We start from the raw sequence: 13,849 nt of genomic DNA, 5'->3' as shown, positions 1-13,849 counted from the left end.
CTGGAGGAGGCGACGACGTTCAGGACTCCGGCGGGCAGGCCGGCGTCGAGCATGGTCTTGGCGAAGTACTGGGCCGTCAACGGTGTGAGTTTGGCGGGTTTGAGGACCATGGTGCAGCCGGCCGCGACGGCGGGGGCGACTTTGCGGGTGGCCATGGCCAGGGGGAAGTTCCAGGGGGTGATCAGCAGGCAGGGTCCGACGGGTTTGTGCTGGACGAGGATCTTGTTTTTGCCTTCGGGGGTGGTGAGGTAGCGGCCGTAGTCGCGGACGGTTTCTTCGGAGAACCAACGCAGGAACTCAGCCCCGTACGTGACTTCGCCGCGTGCTTCGGGCAGGGGTTTGCCCATTTCCAGGGTCATCAGCAAAGCGAAGTCCTCGGCCCGTTCAGTCACCAAGTCAAAGGCCCGGCGCAGGATCTCGGCCCGCACCCGGGGCGCGGTGCGCGCCCAGGAGGCCTGGGCCACGTCGGCGGCGTCCAACGCGGCGATCGCGTCGGCGCTGGTCGCGGAGGCGAGGGTGGCGAGCACCTCCCCGGTGGCGGGATCGTGCACATCGAACGTGCCGCCGTCGGACGCGTCCCGCCACTCACCCCCGATCAGGAGGCCGGTAGGCACGGACGCGAGGATGCTCGTTTCCCGGTCAATCATCAAAGTAGAGTTTTCGGCCACAGAGGGTTCCTTACTATTGCGTAGCTCATGTTGTGTTCCAGGACCCGACGCTGCGTTCATCGTCCTGCATTCGTTTCGGCACCCGGCATCAGGCTCCCCAGAACGATGTCCAGCCACGGGACCCGATTTGAGAACCGCCGGATCTTCCCGGGAGCAGCCCAGCGATAAGTGTCATGCTCGTCATTGATCGTTAATCGTCGCCTCTTGCTGACGGCTGTATAGGTATGGACCAGCCACGGATTGCCTTCGTGGTCAGAAATTTGAAGCTGTTCACCGGTCCGGAAGCTGGCGAGATCCCCGAGGGCGAGACCTGCTTCTTCCTCGAGTTCAGCCAGTGCCTGCTGGAGCGGCGAAACGGCTGGTTCGAGGTATCCGGTGATGCAGTGCCAGAGTCCGCGTTCATGACCGACGGACTGGCTGCGCTTAAAGAGGGCAATTCGTCCGCGCCATTGAACCACCACAGCTACAACGGCCCGGGGCGGGAAGACTGCGGTGAAGTCTACTTCCGCGCTCGTCCCTTGCAGTGTTGCGGTACTCATCGGTGCTCCTGATGCGTTCGGTTGCCCGGGGTTTGAAGGTTGTTGTGCAAAGGCCGGGGAGGATCCTGGGTGGACCACTCCCCGACCTTTGCCACCTTGATGGTTAGAGGGTTTGCGCGCCGGGGCTGCGGTCGAGCATTTCCAGCCCTGAAAGACGCCTGCGGCGATGCGTGGCGAGGTAGGTGCCAGCAGCAATGGCCGCACCAATGTAATAGGAGAGGTCACCCATTTGCGGGAAAGCAGCGGCTATCGGTCCGGTATAGATCGAGGACATCCAGAACGGGGAGGAAAGCACGACGCCGGCTGCCCAAGCCACGAAGCCCCATTCGAACTTCCGACTCTTATCGAAAAGTTCGCGCAGCCCACGATCGGTGCGTCGGCCTCCGAACAGGTAATCGCAGACCAGGACGGCGACGTACGGGGCGATGCAGTAGGCAGTCAGGTTAAGGAATGCAGTAAAGCCTTCGTTGAACCCGGTCTGGCCCCACTGTGCCACGAGATACGATGCGGCACAGATGAAGACTACTGCTGTGTGTCGCTTCACGGGGACGCCCATGGTCTGGATGGAAATGGCACCGCCGTAGACATTGAGGAAGTTCTGCGTGAACGAGGACAAAGCGACGACGCCGAGGCCGACGGCGGCCCAAGGGCCCATAAGTTCCTTCAGCGCACCGATGCTGTCGGACGCCGTGGTGGTGGTTCCCAGGAGGGTTCCGAGGATCCCCATCCAGACAAGGGTGACGAAGTTGCCCAGCATGGTAGCCCAGCCGGCGCCGCGCCTGTTCCCCGCTGTATTGGGAAGGTAACGGGAGTAGTCGGACGCAAAGGGCATCCACGCGACGATGAAGGAGAAGAACCAGCCGAAGAAGACGATCCACCCTCCGACGCCGTTAAAGCCCAGGGCTGCGGGGTTGAAGTCGGTCTCGACGCGTCCGTTGGCCGCTGCCACGATAGTGATGAAGACAAACCCGATCACCAGGACAAATGACAGGATGCGCTGCAGGAAGTGGATCAGGTTGTAGCCAATGACGGCCACTCCAAGCTGGATGCCCATGAGGATCAGTGACGAGAGCCAAAAGGGGATATCGGTGAGCAGGGCGATCGCCTGGCCGCCGAGGATCACTGTAACGGCGGCCCAGCCGATTCCAGCGAAGACATTCACGTAGGCCACCGGGAAGAGGTTGCCGATGAAACCAAGAGGACCGCGCCCCTGCATCTGCTGTGGGACGCCCAGCCGAACACCCATTGCGGACAGGTAGCCCATTCCCGCCGAGGAGGTCACGCCGGCAAGTATGATCGCCAGGGCCGCAGCCCAGAACGGCAGGCCGAAATATGTGGCACTGAACCCCAGGACGACGATGGGGAAGTTCATTCCGGCGGCGAACCAGAGGAAGAACTGGGAACGGGGTTTGCCGTGGCGTTCGACGTCGGGGATGTGCTCGATGCCGTAAGGCTCGATTTTGGTGAGGCTGTCGCGATAACCGCGATCTTCGGCAATGCTGCTTTCTGCAGCGCGAATGGTGTCCGGGCTCATTTTTGTCCTAATGTTGGATGCGCACCTCGGTGCGCTGCTTACGAGCAGTTCGGTCGGCGCGGTTGGTTTCCTGTCGGGGATTGTTGGCCGCGCCGGCCGTCTAAAGTTCGGCGAGTTGAGCGCCGTCGAAAAAGTGCCCGGCCTTGTAGACCATCGGCGCAGTTTCGCTGATTTCCGCGTGGCGGACCCTGCAGATGAAGACCGTGTGGGTCTTGGCTTGGAAACGTTCCTGGATTTCAGCTTCAAGGGAAGCGGCCGAGCCGTCCAACAGAGGACTTCCCTTGGGCCCTTCGTGCCAGTCGAGCTCAGCGAACTTGTCAGGAGCCTTCGAAGCGAAAGTCTTCACAGTGCCCAACTGCTCCGTGCCGAGAATGTTGATGCCCAAATGGCTTGAAGAAAAAAGGGCCGGGTAGGTGCTGGACGTCTTTTGGACACAGACAAGCACCAGCGGTGGTTCCAGGGAGACCGAGCAGTAGGAGTTGGCTGCCAGGCCCTTTGGGGTCTCCCCTTCCTTTGTGGTCACGACCGTAACTCCTGTAATGAACTGGCGGTTGAAAGCCTTCATCAGCGATGGGTCCAATTCGGCAAACTCGTCGCCATCCGGAACAATCGGGGCTGCAATCCCGCGCAGCGGCCGGATTCCAAGGCCGGCGAGCAGTTCGCTGCCGTCCCACGTCACGGTTTCGTTGAGTATTTTGCCGTCCTGAAGGATCAGGATGTTTGAGCCACGGGTCTGCACAGTCAGACCAGTGGCCGGTACGCCGAGGTATTCATGGGTGTGGGTGCCGGTGGAGGTCCAGAAAACGGCGACTGTGCCGTCCCCTTCGACGACGTCATCGACAGTAGTGCGCAGGTCCGGGAAGGCCTCCCGAACGGCGGCGATCTCCGACTTGAGGCCGGCGAGGTCGACAGTTGCGCCTGTCGCCTTACTGGTGCGGGTATAACCGGGAGATACGAGGCTGTCCAAAGCATCAAGGTCTCCCTTGTCCCAAGCGGCGAGCCAAGCTGACGTGATAAGCGGTTCGAGCATCTGTTGCATACCAATGACCGTAAGACAGGTCACATGCCAACGTCAATAGGCCAACGCAAAATTGGGAAATTCCTTGTAATGCCGGGCTTTATTAAAAGTTCGCGACCTACTGTTGACTCCGCTGATGCATGCAACATAGTCTTTCATGTATGCAAGAGAACCTGGAAGTAGAGAATGCGCTGGCTGACCGCGACGCCCTCCTTGATCGGATCCGCAGACTGGTACTGGGAGGGGATTTTCCTCCGGGCGCAGTTCTTCCCGAAGCATTCCTGGCCCAGGAGTTCGACGTGAGCCGGACCCCTATCCGCGAAGCACTAAAGCAGCTGCAGCATGAAGGTCTGGTTGAGATCCGGCCCAAGGTGGGCACTTTCGTGCGTGAGCCCACGCGCAGGGAGATCATCGAGCTCTTCCAGCTCAAGGAGTCCCTGGAGGGACTCGCTGCATCCCTGCTCGCCGGACGCGGAGAGGTCAAGGAGCTCTCAATACTGCGGCGGAACCTGGAAGAGTCCGAAATGACTTCCCTGACCCATGACACCGACACCTATGCCCGGCTGGTCCATGAGTTTCACTGGACGATCGTGCGCGGCTCGGACAACCGAAAGCTTATTGAGCACTATGAGCGGCTCATGAACCAGCTCGCGTACCAACGCCTTGTTCTGCGCACGGTTGAACACCCGGGGAGGCTCGAAGCCTCCACGCGTGAACATCGGGCTGTGTTGGACATGATCGAGCACAAGGACCCCTTCGGGGCCGAATCCGCCATGAGGAACCATGTTCACGCCTCATCCAGGGAGGCCCTCACCGAACCGGTTCCGGGCCGCCGGAGCTGAAGCAACCACAACGAAAGGAAGCCATGCGCTTCACCATTACTGGAAAGAGCCGACAATGAACGACCAACGACTCGGCATCCGCAAGATTGTCTACTACAGCGAGGAAATCCTGCTCGAAAACGGTGCCTCTCCTGCCATTCCAGCGGTTCGCGCAACAGCTGCTGCCGTAGTCACCAACCCATGGCTGGGCGGCGACGCGAGCGATGACCTCGGCAAGGAAGTAGTACAGCTCGCTCCGGTGCTTGCACGAAAACTGACCGACGTCCTCGCTGCCAACCTCGGCGGCGTGGACGCCATCGAGGCGTTCGGCAAGGCCGCACTGGTCGGCATCGACGGCGAAATTGAACACGGCGCCGCACTTATCCACACACCGTTCTTTGGCAACCTGGTCCGTGAAAGCTTCGATGGCGAATCCATCATTTGCTTCGCAGACGATCGTGCAGAGGCAGGGACCTCGCTCGTGGTACCCCTCTGGCATAAGAACGCCGCCGCCACCCGCACCCATTACCAGAGCATCACCACACGCATCGGTGACGCCCCGCGCCCAGACGAGATCGTCGTCGTCCTCGGCGCCTCAACCGGGCCCAGGCCGCATTCCCGCATTGGTGACCGCCGCACTGATCCCATCGTCAAAGCAGACACCCTAGGAGAACTTGTTTCATGAGCATTCGCAAAATTGTCACCCTGACTGAAGACGTCCTGACTGAAGGAGGCCGGGGAGTCAGCCCGACCGCAAGGGTCGCGGTTGTCGCAGCCATCATTAAGAACCCGTGGGCAGGTCAAGGGTTTGTTGAGGACCTTTCCGCCGGTATCGATGGCAATGCATCGGACATCGGGGCCCTCCTCGCTCCCCGCGTGCTTGAAGCGCTCGGCTCCCCCGCCGAAGCATATGGCAAAGCTGCGATCGTGGGACTGAACGGTGAAATCGAGCACGGTTCCGGCCTCATCCACACCCTCGCGTTCGGAAACCACTTCCGTGACGCTGCCAACGCCACCACCCTCTTGCCGGCCGTGGAAAAGCGTGGCCCTGCTGGTGTTGTCTTCGATATTCCCCTCAAGCACATCACTGATGCGACCATCCGGTCCCACCACCAAAGCATCGAAGTCCGGATTAACGATGCGCCGCACGCCGATGAAATCGTGATTGCCCTCGCAGCAGCAGCCCAGGGACGGCCCCAGCAGCGCCTGGCCGCCTTCAGCACCGAAGCCAACTAAGGAGACTGCCCAGTGAGCCGCGCCCGCATCGCACTCATTCACGGAGTCGGCCTTGACGGGTCGATGTGGGGGCCGCTCCGTGAATTCCTCGAACCTGAATTCGACACTCAAGTGATTGAACTCCTCGGCCACGGAAGCCGGGGGCAGGCCGTACCGGAAGGAGTGACGCTCGCCCAACTCGCCGCGGATGTCGCGGGACACCTCGAACCCGACACCCACCTCGTGGGGTTCTCGCTCGGTGCCCTCGTCGCCCAGCATCTGGCCCGTTACCGGCCCGATCTTGTGGCCTCCCTGGTTTCGGTCGGATCAGTATGTAACCGGACACCGCAGGAGCACGCCGCAGTGATGACGCGGTTGGCCTCAGCCGCTGCCGACTTTCCCGCCACCGTGGAAGCATCCATCCTTCGCTGGTATCCGGAAGGGTCCTCCGTGACGCCCGAAGTGGTCGAGGCAACCAGAAAGGTCCTGCTTCGCAACGATCCCCAATCCTTCGTGGCCTGCTACCGGGTATTCGCAACTGCGGATGCAGAACTTGCCCCCGAGCTTCCCCGGATTACCGTTCCGTCCCATGCCGTGACAGGCGAGCTCGACCCGGGATCAACGCCCGAGATGAGTGCACGGCTCGCGGCGGCCATCCCCGGCAGCACGTACTCCATCATCAGCGGGGCCCGCCACATGATGCCCGTTGAGCGTCCCCAAGAGCTCGCCAACGAACTGACAGCCTTCATCAAGGAGCATTCGAATGTCCACTGAACGCCGCTACGAACACTTCATTAACGGCGAGTGGGTTGCGCCATCCAATGGGGACTACTTCGACAGCAGCAACCCAGCAACCCTCGACGTCCTCTACCGCGCAGCACGCGGCAACGAAGCCGATGTCTCCAAGGCCGTTTCAGCAGCATCTGCGGCTTTCGAGAACCCGGCCTGGCGGGACCTGAGCCAGACCACGCGCGGACACCTCCTCCGCCGGCTCGGTGACTTGATCGGCGAGCACGGTGACGAACTCGCCCGCATGGAATCCCTGGACAACGGTAAGCTCCTGCGCGAAATGCGCGCCCAGCTCGCCGCTATGCCCGAGTACTACTACTATTACGCAGGCCTCGCGGACAAGATCCAGGGCGACACCATACCTGGCTCAAGCCGCGCCATGCTGAACTACACGCTGCGGGAACCCCTCGGCGTCGTGGGTGCCATTACACCGTGGAACTCGCCCCTGACATTGACCACGAGCAAGCTGGCCCCCGCACTGGCGACCGGCAACACCATTGTCATCAAGCCCTCCGAATACACCTCGGCCACCGTCCTGCGCCTCGCCGCGCTGGCCGATGAAGCCGGTTTTCCGCCCGGTGTCATCAACGTCGTCACAGGGTTCGGCGCAGAGGCGGGGGCCGCGCTGGTGGAGGACCGCCGCCTGGCAAAGATCTCATTCACAGGCAGCACCGCCACAGGCGCCCGCATTGCTTCCTCAACCGCGTCCCGTTTCATCGGTTCAACGCTGGAGCTGGGCGGCAAATCCCCGAACATTGTTTTCGGCGACGCTGACATTGCCAATGCGTCCATGGGAGTAGTAGCTGGCATATTCGCCGCCGCCGGGCAGACCTGCATTGCAGGAAGTCGTGTGTTCGCCCACAAATCCATCTACGACGAACTGCTTGAGCGCGTTGCCAACCGCGCCCGCAGCATTGTCATTGGCGATCCCCTGCTTGACGCCACTGAACTGGGACCGTTGGCATTCCAGGACCAACGTGACAAGGTGGCCAGTTACGTGGATCTCGGTGTCTCTGAAGGGGCTACTGTCCTGACCGGCGGGGGCCGACCCAACACCGGCCTCGGCGGCTACTTCTTCGAGCCAACCGTCCTTACCGACGTGAACAACTCCATGCGTGTGGTTCGGGAGGAAATTTTTGGCCCGGTCGCAGCGATCATGCCCTTTGAAACCGAGGACGAAGTACTTCGCCTTGCCAACGACACCACGTACGGACTCGCCGCCGGCGTCTGGACCACCAACCTGGCCAGGGCACACCGGATGGCCAGCCGTCTGGAGGCAGGAACGATCTGGGTCAACACCTACCGCACCATGTCTCCCCAATCACCACGCGAAGGTTTCAAGACCAGCGGCGTGGGCGTGGAACACGGCATGGAAAGCATCCGTGAATACACCAGGGTCAAGAGTGTCTGGATCAACACCGACGAATCCCCCATCGCCGACCCCTTCATCATGAGGAGCTGACAATCTTGCCTCTTATCGAAGTCTCAATCGCCCGGGGCAGGACCCCCGAGCAGCTCCGATCGCTCATTGACGAGCTCCACCGCGCCGCCGAGATCTCTGTGGGCGCGTTGCCCGAAAATACCACGGTCATCATCCGCGAAATCCAGCACGAACACTGGTCCCGCGGCAATCAGACCATTGCCGAACGCAATGCAGCAGCCCAGGAAGCTGCCCCAAACATCGATTCGCCGGCACACGCCGCCGCAGAACGAAGGAGTCACTAATGCGGTTTTCCCTCTTCGTCCATATGGAGCGTTGGGACGAGTCCGTCTCCCACCGCGAATGCTTCGAGAACCTGACGGAGCTGGCCCTCCTCGCGGAAGCTGGAGGATTCAGCACCGTCTGGATCGGTGAGCACCACTCCATGGAGTACACCATCTCCCCCAGCCCCATGCCCCAACTCGCCTACCTGGCGGCGCGAACCTCACGCATCCGGCTGGGCGCCGGGACCATTATTGCGCCCTTCTGGAACCCGCTCCGAGTGGCTGGAGAGACCGCACTTCTGGATGTCATCAGCAACGGCAGAATGGAGGTAGGGCTCGCCCGCGGCGCTTACCAGTTCGAGTTCGACCGCCTCATGGGAGGCATGTCCGCGGTGGACGGCGGCAAGCACCTTCGCGAAATCGTTCCCGCCGTGCGCGCGCTCTGGGAAGGTGACTACGCACACGACGGCGAGATCTGGCAGTTCCCCACATCCACCAGCGTCCCCAAGCCCATACAGAAACCGACCCCGCCCATGTGGATCGCAGCCCGCGACATCTCCTCGCACGAGTTCGCGGTCGCAAACGGCTGCAACGTCATGGTGACCCCGCTGATGAAAGGCGACGAGGAAGTCGACGACCTCGCGCGCAAGTTTGATACCGCCGTCGAAAACAACCCGGGTGTCCCCCGGCCGGATCTCATGGTGCTCCGCCACACGCATGTCCACTCAGCCGACGAACCCGAGGGTTGGCGCCGCCCGGCAGAGGCCATCAACAAGTTCTACAGGACATTCGACGCCTGGTTTGGGAACAAGAACACTCCGATCAACGGCTTCCTCGAGCCCAGCCCTGAAGAAAAGTTCGCCGACCGTCCGGAGTTCACGCCGGAGTCCCTCCACCAAACGGCAATGATCGGGACCCCTGAAGAAGTGATCGAACGGCTCCGCCACTACGAGGCACTGGGCGTTACGGAGTTCAGCATCTGGTCCGACAACAGCCTTTCCCATGAGGAAAAGAAGCGCTCACTCGAACTCTTCATCGAGCACGTTGTACCGGCTTTCCAGGAGGCCCCGGCAACTGCGGCCAGATAGCGGCGCTTTGCGTCCGCGCCTCGGGAAAGCTCGGGGTACATTACAGCCGACGACGGCGGGACTTTGCTGCCGTCGTCGGCGTGTTTCTAGATAGCTGCCTGACGTCCCCAGTCCTTAGGCTGGTTGCCGCTGGTGAGATCCCGTTCCACCGTTACTCCATAGGGAACATCAGAGCTCAGGTTCACCGTGTACATGTCAGGCCCGTGTCGGGTGACAACAGTGCCCTGCCATCCTTCTGTCATCGAGTGGTCGCGGGTCATCTCCACAGCCGTGTTGATACTGTCTGAGATTTCTGTTGTCGATTGGCCGGTGATGTGGAAGTAGCGGCCGGCCTCGATCGTAATGATCATTGGACTCCTGCTTTGCTCTTTGTGTCGACTTGGATTGGTCGTCATTTCGCATGCCACGCAAGGACAGGCCTGGGCACCCGTGCCCGGCCCGTCCTTATAGTTGTCGGGGAGTTTAGATTTCAGTGGGCTGGACCGGGGCTGCTTTCTGCCTGGCTGCCCGTGTGTCGTCCGCCTTTGGCGGCAGAACGCTAGTGGGTTCGCCGGGCTGGCCCTCACGGTCTTGTAGCCGCATTTCTGGTGGTTCTTTGCGGAATCCTTTGGTGAGGAAGGCGAGGTAGAGCACGCCCAGGCCGATCCAGCAGACGCCGATGGTGATGGCGATGGGACTGAGCTGGGTTAGAAGGTAGATGTCGACGGCAGCCCCGAGTATTGGTAGGACGATGAAGCCAATGATCGAAAGGTCTTTTCCTTGCCGACGGCTTCGGATGAAGTAGGCGACGACGCAGAGGTTCACGGTGGTGAATGCCAGGAAGGCGCCGAAGTTGATGAAGGACGTTGCGACCTCCAAGGAGATGTTCAGAGCCAGCATGGCCACGGCACCAACGAGGACCAGATTGAAGATAGGCGTCCTGGTTCGGGGGTGAAGGCGCCCGAAGAGCCGGCGGGGCAGGACTCCGTCGCGGCCCATGACGTAGAGGAGCCGGCTGGTGCTGGCCTGGATGGCGAGCCCCGACGCGAACCCGCCGACGATAAACAGCATGTTGGTGATGTTGGCGTAGAACTGCCCTCCGACGAGAACCTGCATCGCATATGCCGCAGTGGCTGCTTCTTCAAAGTCCCCGCCGGGATGAACGAGCTGCATGATGTAGGAGACAACGGCAAAAAGTACTCCTCCGACGAGGACTGTCAGGAGGATAGCCCGCGGAATATTGCGTTCGGCGTCTTTGGTTTCTTCGCTGAGTGTGCTGACGGCGTCGAATCCCAGGAAGGCGTAGGCAGCGATGGCCGCAGCCGCGGCGACGCCGCCTACCGTCGTCGCACTATTCCAGAAGGGGTCCGTGAACGAGGACGGCGGGTTTCCACCGAGGTAGGCCAGGCAGTAGGCGATGAAGATCCCGATGAGGGTAACCACCAGGAGGGTCAGCGTCTTATTGACACGGTCGGTGAGCACGATGCCCGTGACGTTGATAATCGTTGTCAGTCCTGCATTCAAGGCGAGCCAGGCCCAAACGGGGATGTCGGGAAACTGTGCTGCGAGGTAGAACGATTGGAAGAGCCAGGCCACGGTGGGAAGGAAGAGGTAGTCCAGGAGGATCGCCCACCCGACGAGGAAGCCGACGCGAGAATCGAGTAGTCGGCGCGCATACACGTAGGCCGAACCTGAGTTCGGAAAGATCTTTGCCATTTTTGCGTAGCTGAGGGCCGTCAGCAGCATGGCGGCAGTGGCGAGGGCGAATGCTGTCGGGGCTGTTCCGTCGCTGGTGGAGGAGATCACACCGAAGATCGTCATGACGATGCCCGGCGCCATATAGGCCAAGCCGAACACGACCACCGATAGCAGGGATAGTTTGGGGGTGAGTTTGATGTTCTCAGCGGACATGGGAGGTTCCTTGGGCTGGGGCAGTGCTGAGGTTGGTCAGGTTTGATGGGGAGTTGGTTTGCCGCCATAGGCGGGGATCCAGCTGACCCGCGTAGAGCGGCAACGGAATGCTGTCATCATTTTCAGCGAACTGGTCCCAGGGGCGGGTGACGCCCGCAGTGCCATACTGACGTACATTTCCTACTTGGTCCAGGTCGATCACATCCACCAAGGTGGCGTCTTCAGGCCCGGTCGCAGAGATCCGCACGCGGCCTTCAGGGTCAACCAGAAAACTGCGTCCAACCCCGTGCGGACCGGCCGCGTTAACACTGGCAACGAAATTTTGGTTGACGATTGCGTTGGCTTGCCCGATGACCACTTCCTGCACGCGGTCATTGGTCGGGGTCTGGACAACGTTAAGGACGAGTTCCGCGCCCATCCATGCCAGATGCCTGCTGTGCTCGGGGAACCATGCGTCGTAGCAAATGGATAGACCGACTCGGCCGTAACCAGTCATATCGAAGACTACGAAGTCCTGGCCGGAAGAAACGGTCTCGTACGGTTTCCAGGGAAAGATCTTCCGATACGCGGCTACAGCTTTTCCTTGCGGGGAGTACACGACGGCGGTGTTGTAGATGCGCCCATCCGGGCCACGTTCAAGCACGCTGCCCGGCAAAACCCAGATCCCGAGATCTCCGGCAAGCTCAGAAAGAGTACGCCCGCGTGGGCCATCGAGAGGTTCGGCCGAGGCTTCCATAAAGGCCTGCCGGTCCGCAGGGCCCGGAGAATCTGCAGTGTTCAAGTGCAGCTCCGGGTAAACGAAAAGGTCGGCGACCGCATGTGCTTTGACCTTCCGCTCGAGACCAGCAGCAAAATCAGTCAACGTCTCGGCAGGTGATTGCACAAGAGCCAGAGGGAGAAGTCGAGTCATGACAGGGAGGTTTCCTTGCGTATAGCGAGTTTCTTAAATAAAGATTAATTAAAGATTAATTAAGGAACCTGGGTGTGTCAAGGCTCACCTTGAGCGCGGTGTGAAAGCATTGAGATCATGGCAAGACCACGGAACCAGACAGAACGCAGGGATCAACTCGTAGCAGCGGCTGGACGAGTCCTCCTGGACAGGGGCTCATCAGCGGCCCGCCTTTCCGACATTGCAAACGAAGCCGGTGTCACCCCAGCTGCAGTGCTGTATTACTACCGCGACGTTGACGAGCTCTTCAGCGAAGTCTTCCATCAAGGCGTTACGGAGTACTGTGACCGGAGGGAGGCTCGCATCCAAGCTGAGAGCGGACCTGAAGCGCAGCTCAGGGCCTGCATCCATTCCGGCGTACCTTGGCCAGGGGAAAGCGAAACAGCATCCCGAATCCTCGTGGAACTGATCCCGGTTTATCTGCGCAACGAAGCAGCTGCCCGACAGCAGATGGCGTTCGTGGAACGCCAAACGAACCTCTACAAGGGGATCCTGGAACGAGGCGCGCAGGAGGATACTTTCACCCTGTCGGCGCCCGCCGGATTCCTGGCCCGGAGCTTCGTAGCCCTCGAGGACGGCCTTGTAATGGACGTGCTCCTCGGTGACCTGACACCGGAAGACGAGTACGAGTTTCTGATCAGCTACGCGAGGACCATGGTGAAAACCAAGACAAGGGAGTGAGGTCCCTTCTATGTTCGAGCGGCCGGATACAGGTCCGATGTGAAACGTGAAAGGTTGTTCAGGCACTCCCCTATCGCAGGTGTGGCGAAGTGCAGCGGATTCCACACGCCGAAGAGCGTGAACACCAGATCCTTTCCGCGATGAGTTATGGGCATGGCATGCACTCCAAAACCCGGATCATCCGAGAGCACACAGATGCCTTTGCCTGCGGCCGCCAGCGCTTGGCCGACCCGGGCGGAGCGTACTTCAAATTCGGCTTTATACGTGAGACTCTCGGCGCTAACAGCATCATCGAACATTGTGCGGACACCAAAATCGGTTGTCATGGTTATGAGCGGCCATTGCACGAGTTCCTGGAGGCTGATTTTCTCCCGCCCGGCAAGTGGGTGTTCGGCGTTGCACTGCGCCCAAAGGAACGCCCTCCCCACTACAACTGATTCAAGCTCGGATGGCGGTGGCTTTGTTCCCAGCGCAAAGTCAGCCTTACCTTCTTGCAACGCATCGTAGACAAACTCAGGGGTTGCCTCGACAACATTGGTAAGGACTCCATCTGGCCCCTGCGAAACAATGAAGGGGGCGATGATGTCGGCGATGGTGGCAGAGGCTGCCGCTATCGTCAGCCGCTGCACTGATCCCCCGGCCATTGCACGTGCGGATGATTTGGCCTGGGCTGCGCGAGTGACCAGATCCTTGGCGATGGGCAGAAATGCAGTGCCCGCAGCGGTCAGTGACAATTTTGCTGCTGATCTATCGAAGAGGGTCAGCCCGAGGTCCTTCTCCAACGAACGAAGCTGCCGGGATAAAGATGGTTGGGCCACCATCAACGAGCGTGACGCAGCATTGATGGATCCTTCATCAACGATGCTCAGGAAATATGTTAGGTGCCTTAAGTCCACATATACCTCCAAGGTATTGGTTCTACCCATTATAGGCATTTCCCAGGCATAGTGTCG

Annotated in this window: 16 protein-coding genes; 8 read left to right on the top strand and 8 right to left on the bottom strand. The window is 60.5% G+C overall.

The window, feature by feature from the left end:
- The 4 genes from AC1DCM_RS07435 to AC1DCM_RS07420 form a co-directional block, all read right to left on the bottom strand.
- The coding region (locus tag AC1DCM_RS07435) for an aldehyde dehydrogenase family protein (protein WP_477517825.1) at window positions 1–647 on the bottom strand (647 nt) is incomplete at its 3' end.
- Between the two features lie 77 nt (window positions 648–724).
- Window positions 725–1,207 carry an NUDIX domain-containing protein gene (locus AC1DCM_RS07430; RefSeq protein ID WP_442015698.1) on the bottom strand — a complete coding sequence of 161 codons (483 nt, stop codon included), beginning with the start codon at window positions 1,205–1,207 and terminating at the stop codon, window positions 725–727.
- Window positions 1,208–1,310: 103 nt separating this feature from the next.
- Window positions 1,311–2,741 (bottom strand): purine-cytosine permease family protein, encoded by a 1,431-nt coding sequence (locus AC1DCM_RS07425; RefSeq protein ID WP_477517818.1) that lies wholly within the window; start codon window positions 2,739–2,741, stop codon window positions 1,311–1,313.
- Between the two features lie 100 nt (window positions 2,742–2,841).
- Window positions 2,842–3,771, bottom strand: a complete 930-nt coding sequence (locus tag AC1DCM_RS07420) for a flavin reductase (RefSeq protein WP_477517817.1) — start codon at window positions 3,769–3,771, stop codon at window positions 2,842–2,844.
- Between the two features lie 149 nt (window positions 3,772–3,920).
- Between AC1DCM_RS07420 and AC1DCM_RS07415 the strand changes: the two genes are divergently transcribed.
- The 7 genes from AC1DCM_RS07415 to AC1DCM_RS07385 are packed head-to-tail and all read left to right on the top strand — an operon-like array spanning window position 3,921 to window position 9,376.
- Window positions 3,921–4,601 (top strand): GntR family transcriptional regulator, encoded by a 681-nt coding sequence (locus tag AC1DCM_RS07415; RefSeq protein ID WP_442005131.1) that lies wholly within the window; start codon window positions 3,921–3,923, stop codon window positions 4,599–4,601.
- A gap of 55 nt (window positions 4,602–4,656) precedes the next feature.
- A complete protein-coding gene (locus tag AC1DCM_RS07410; protein WP_477517816.1) occupies window positions 4,657–5,265 on the top strand; it encodes an amino acid synthesis family protein in 609 nt (202 codons plus the stop codon).
- Window positions 5,262–5,816 carry an amino acid synthesis family protein gene (locus tag AC1DCM_RS07405; protein ID WP_442005129.1) on the top strand — a complete coding sequence of 185 codons (555 nt, stop codon included), beginning with the start codon at window positions 5,262–5,264 and terminating at the stop codon, window positions 5,814–5,816. The genes AC1DCM_RS07410 and AC1DCM_RS07405 overlap by 4 nt, the downstream gene beginning before the upstream one ends.
- A 12-nt stretch (window positions 5,817–5,828) precedes the next feature.
- Window positions 5,829–6,569: an alpha/beta fold hydrolase gene (locus AC1DCM_RS07400; RefSeq protein WP_477517815.1), complete on the top strand. Its 741-nt coding sequence runs from the start codon at window positions 5,829–5,831 to the stop codon at window positions 6,567–6,569.
- Window positions 6,559–8,046: an aldehyde dehydrogenase gene (locus AC1DCM_RS07395; RefSeq protein ID WP_477517814.1), complete on the top strand. Its 1,488-nt coding sequence runs from the start codon at window positions 6,559–6,561 to the stop codon at window positions 8,044–8,046. The genes AC1DCM_RS07400 and AC1DCM_RS07395 overlap by 11 nt, the downstream gene beginning before the upstream one ends.
- A gap of 5 nt (window positions 8,047–8,051) precedes the next feature.
- Window positions 8,052–8,309: a tautomerase family protein gene (locus tag AC1DCM_RS07390; RefSeq protein WP_442005126.1), complete on the top strand. Its 258-nt coding sequence runs from the start codon at window positions 8,052–8,054 to the stop codon at window positions 8,307–8,309.
- On the top strand, window positions 8,309–9,376 hold the full coding sequence (locus tag AC1DCM_RS07385) for an LLM class flavin-dependent oxidoreductase (protein WP_477517813.1): 1,068 nt from the start codon (window positions 8,309–8,311) through the stop codon (window positions 9,374–9,376). The genes AC1DCM_RS07390 and AC1DCM_RS07385 overlap by 1 nt, the downstream gene beginning before the upstream one ends.
- Window positions 9,377–9,462: 86 nt before the next feature.
- Here AC1DCM_RS07385 and AC1DCM_RS07380 read toward each other — a convergent pair whose 3' ends face one another.
- From AC1DCM_RS07380 to AC1DCM_RS07370, 3 genes are all read right to left on the bottom strand, one after another.
- Complete coding sequence (locus tag AC1DCM_RS07380; protein ID WP_477517812.1) at window positions 9,463–9,726, bottom strand: hypothetical protein; 264 nt, start codon at window positions 9,724–9,726, stop codon at window positions 9,463–9,465.
- Window positions 9,727–9,838: 112 nt separating this feature from the next.
- Window positions 9,839–11,266: an APC family permease gene (locus AC1DCM_RS07375; RefSeq protein WP_477517811.1), complete on the bottom strand. Its 1,428-nt coding sequence runs from the start codon at window positions 11,264–11,266 to the stop codon at window positions 9,839–9,841.
- The gene (locus AC1DCM_RS07370) at window positions 11,256–12,176 is read right to left on the bottom strand and encodes a carbon-nitrogen hydrolase family protein (protein WP_477517810.1); all 921 of its coding nucleotides are present in this window, start codon (window positions 12,174–12,176) and stop codon (window positions 11,256–11,258) included. The genes AC1DCM_RS07375 and AC1DCM_RS07370 overlap by 11 nt, the downstream gene beginning before the upstream one ends.
- Window positions 12,177–12,293: 117 nt before the next feature.
- Between AC1DCM_RS07370 and AC1DCM_RS07365 the strand changes: the two genes are divergently transcribed.
- Window positions 12,294–12,896, top strand: coding sequence for a TetR/AcrR family transcriptional regulator (locus AC1DCM_RS07365; protein ID WP_477517809.1), 603 nt, complete (start codon window positions 12,294–12,296; stop codon window positions 12,894–12,896).
- 8 nt (window positions 12,897–12,904) lie between these two features.
- On the opposite strand, the gene AC1DCM_RS07360 is transcribed toward AC1DCM_RS07365, so the two are convergent.
- Complete coding sequence (locus AC1DCM_RS07360; RefSeq protein WP_477517808.1) at window positions 12,905–13,822, bottom strand: LysR family transcriptional regulator; 918 nt, start codon at window positions 13,820–13,822, stop codon at window positions 12,905–12,907.
- Between the last annotated feature and the right edge of the window lie 27 nt (window positions 13,823–13,849).

The sequence above is a fragment of the Paenarthrobacter sp. 10N417 genome, assembly GCF_056394745.1.
The sequence above is the reverse complement of the archived record's forward strand: the minus strand, read 5'-3'. Positions and strand labels throughout refer to the sequence as shown.

Excerpts from the sequence above, each read along its gene's own strand:
- AC1DCM_RS07405 (WP_442005129.1), top strand. The coding sequence starts at position 5,262 with ATGAGCATTCGCAAAATTGTCACCCTGACTGAAGACGTCCTGACTGAA.
- AC1DCM_RS07370 (WP_477517810.1), bottom strand. The coding sequence starts at position 12,176 with ATGACTCGACTTCTCCCTCTGGCTCTTGTGCAATCACCTGCCGAGACG.
- AC1DCM_RS07415 (WP_442005131.1), top strand. The coding sequence starts at position 3,921 with ATGCAAGAGAACCTGGAAGTAGAGAATGCGCTGGCTGACCGCGACGCC.
- AC1DCM_RS07395 (WP_477517814.1), top strand. The coding sequence starts at position 6,559 with ATGTCCACTGAACGCCGCTACGAACACTTCATTAACGGCGAGTGGGTT.
- AC1DCM_RS07365 (WP_477517809.1), top strand. The coding sequence starts at position 12,294 with ATGGCAAGACCACGGAACCAGACAGAACGCAGGGATCAACTCGTAGCA.
- AC1DCM_RS07420 (WP_477517817.1), bottom strand. The coding sequence starts at position 3,771 with ATGCTCGAACCGCTTATCACGTCAGCTTGGCTCGCCGCTTGGGACAAG.
- AC1DCM_RS07425 (WP_477517818.1), bottom strand. The coding sequence starts at position 2,741 with ATGAGCCCGGACACCATTCGCGCTGCAGAAAGCAGCATTGCCGAAGAT.
- AC1DCM_RS07385 (WP_477517813.1), top strand. The coding sequence starts at position 8,309 with ATGCGGTTTTCCCTCTTCGTCCATATGGAGCGTTGGGACGAGTCCGTC.
- AC1DCM_RS07360 (WP_477517808.1), bottom strand. The coding sequence starts at position 13,822 with ATGGGTAGAACCAATACCTTGGAGGTATATGTGGACTTAAGGCACCTA.
- AC1DCM_RS07380 (WP_477517812.1), bottom strand. The coding sequence starts at position 9,726 with ATGATCATTACGATCGAGGCCGGCCGCTACTTCCACATCACCGGCCAA.
- AC1DCM_RS07410 (WP_477517816.1), top strand. The coding sequence starts at position 4,657 with ATGAACGACCAACGACTCGGCATCCGCAAGATTGTCTACTACAGCGAG.
- AC1DCM_RS07375 (WP_477517811.1), bottom strand. The coding sequence starts at position 11,266 with ATGTCCGCTGAGAACATCAAACTCACCCCCAAACTATCCCTGCTATCG.
- AC1DCM_RS07430 (WP_442015698.1), bottom strand. The coding sequence starts at position 1,207 with ATGAGTACCGCAACACTGCAAGGGACGAGCGCGGAAGTAGACTTCACC.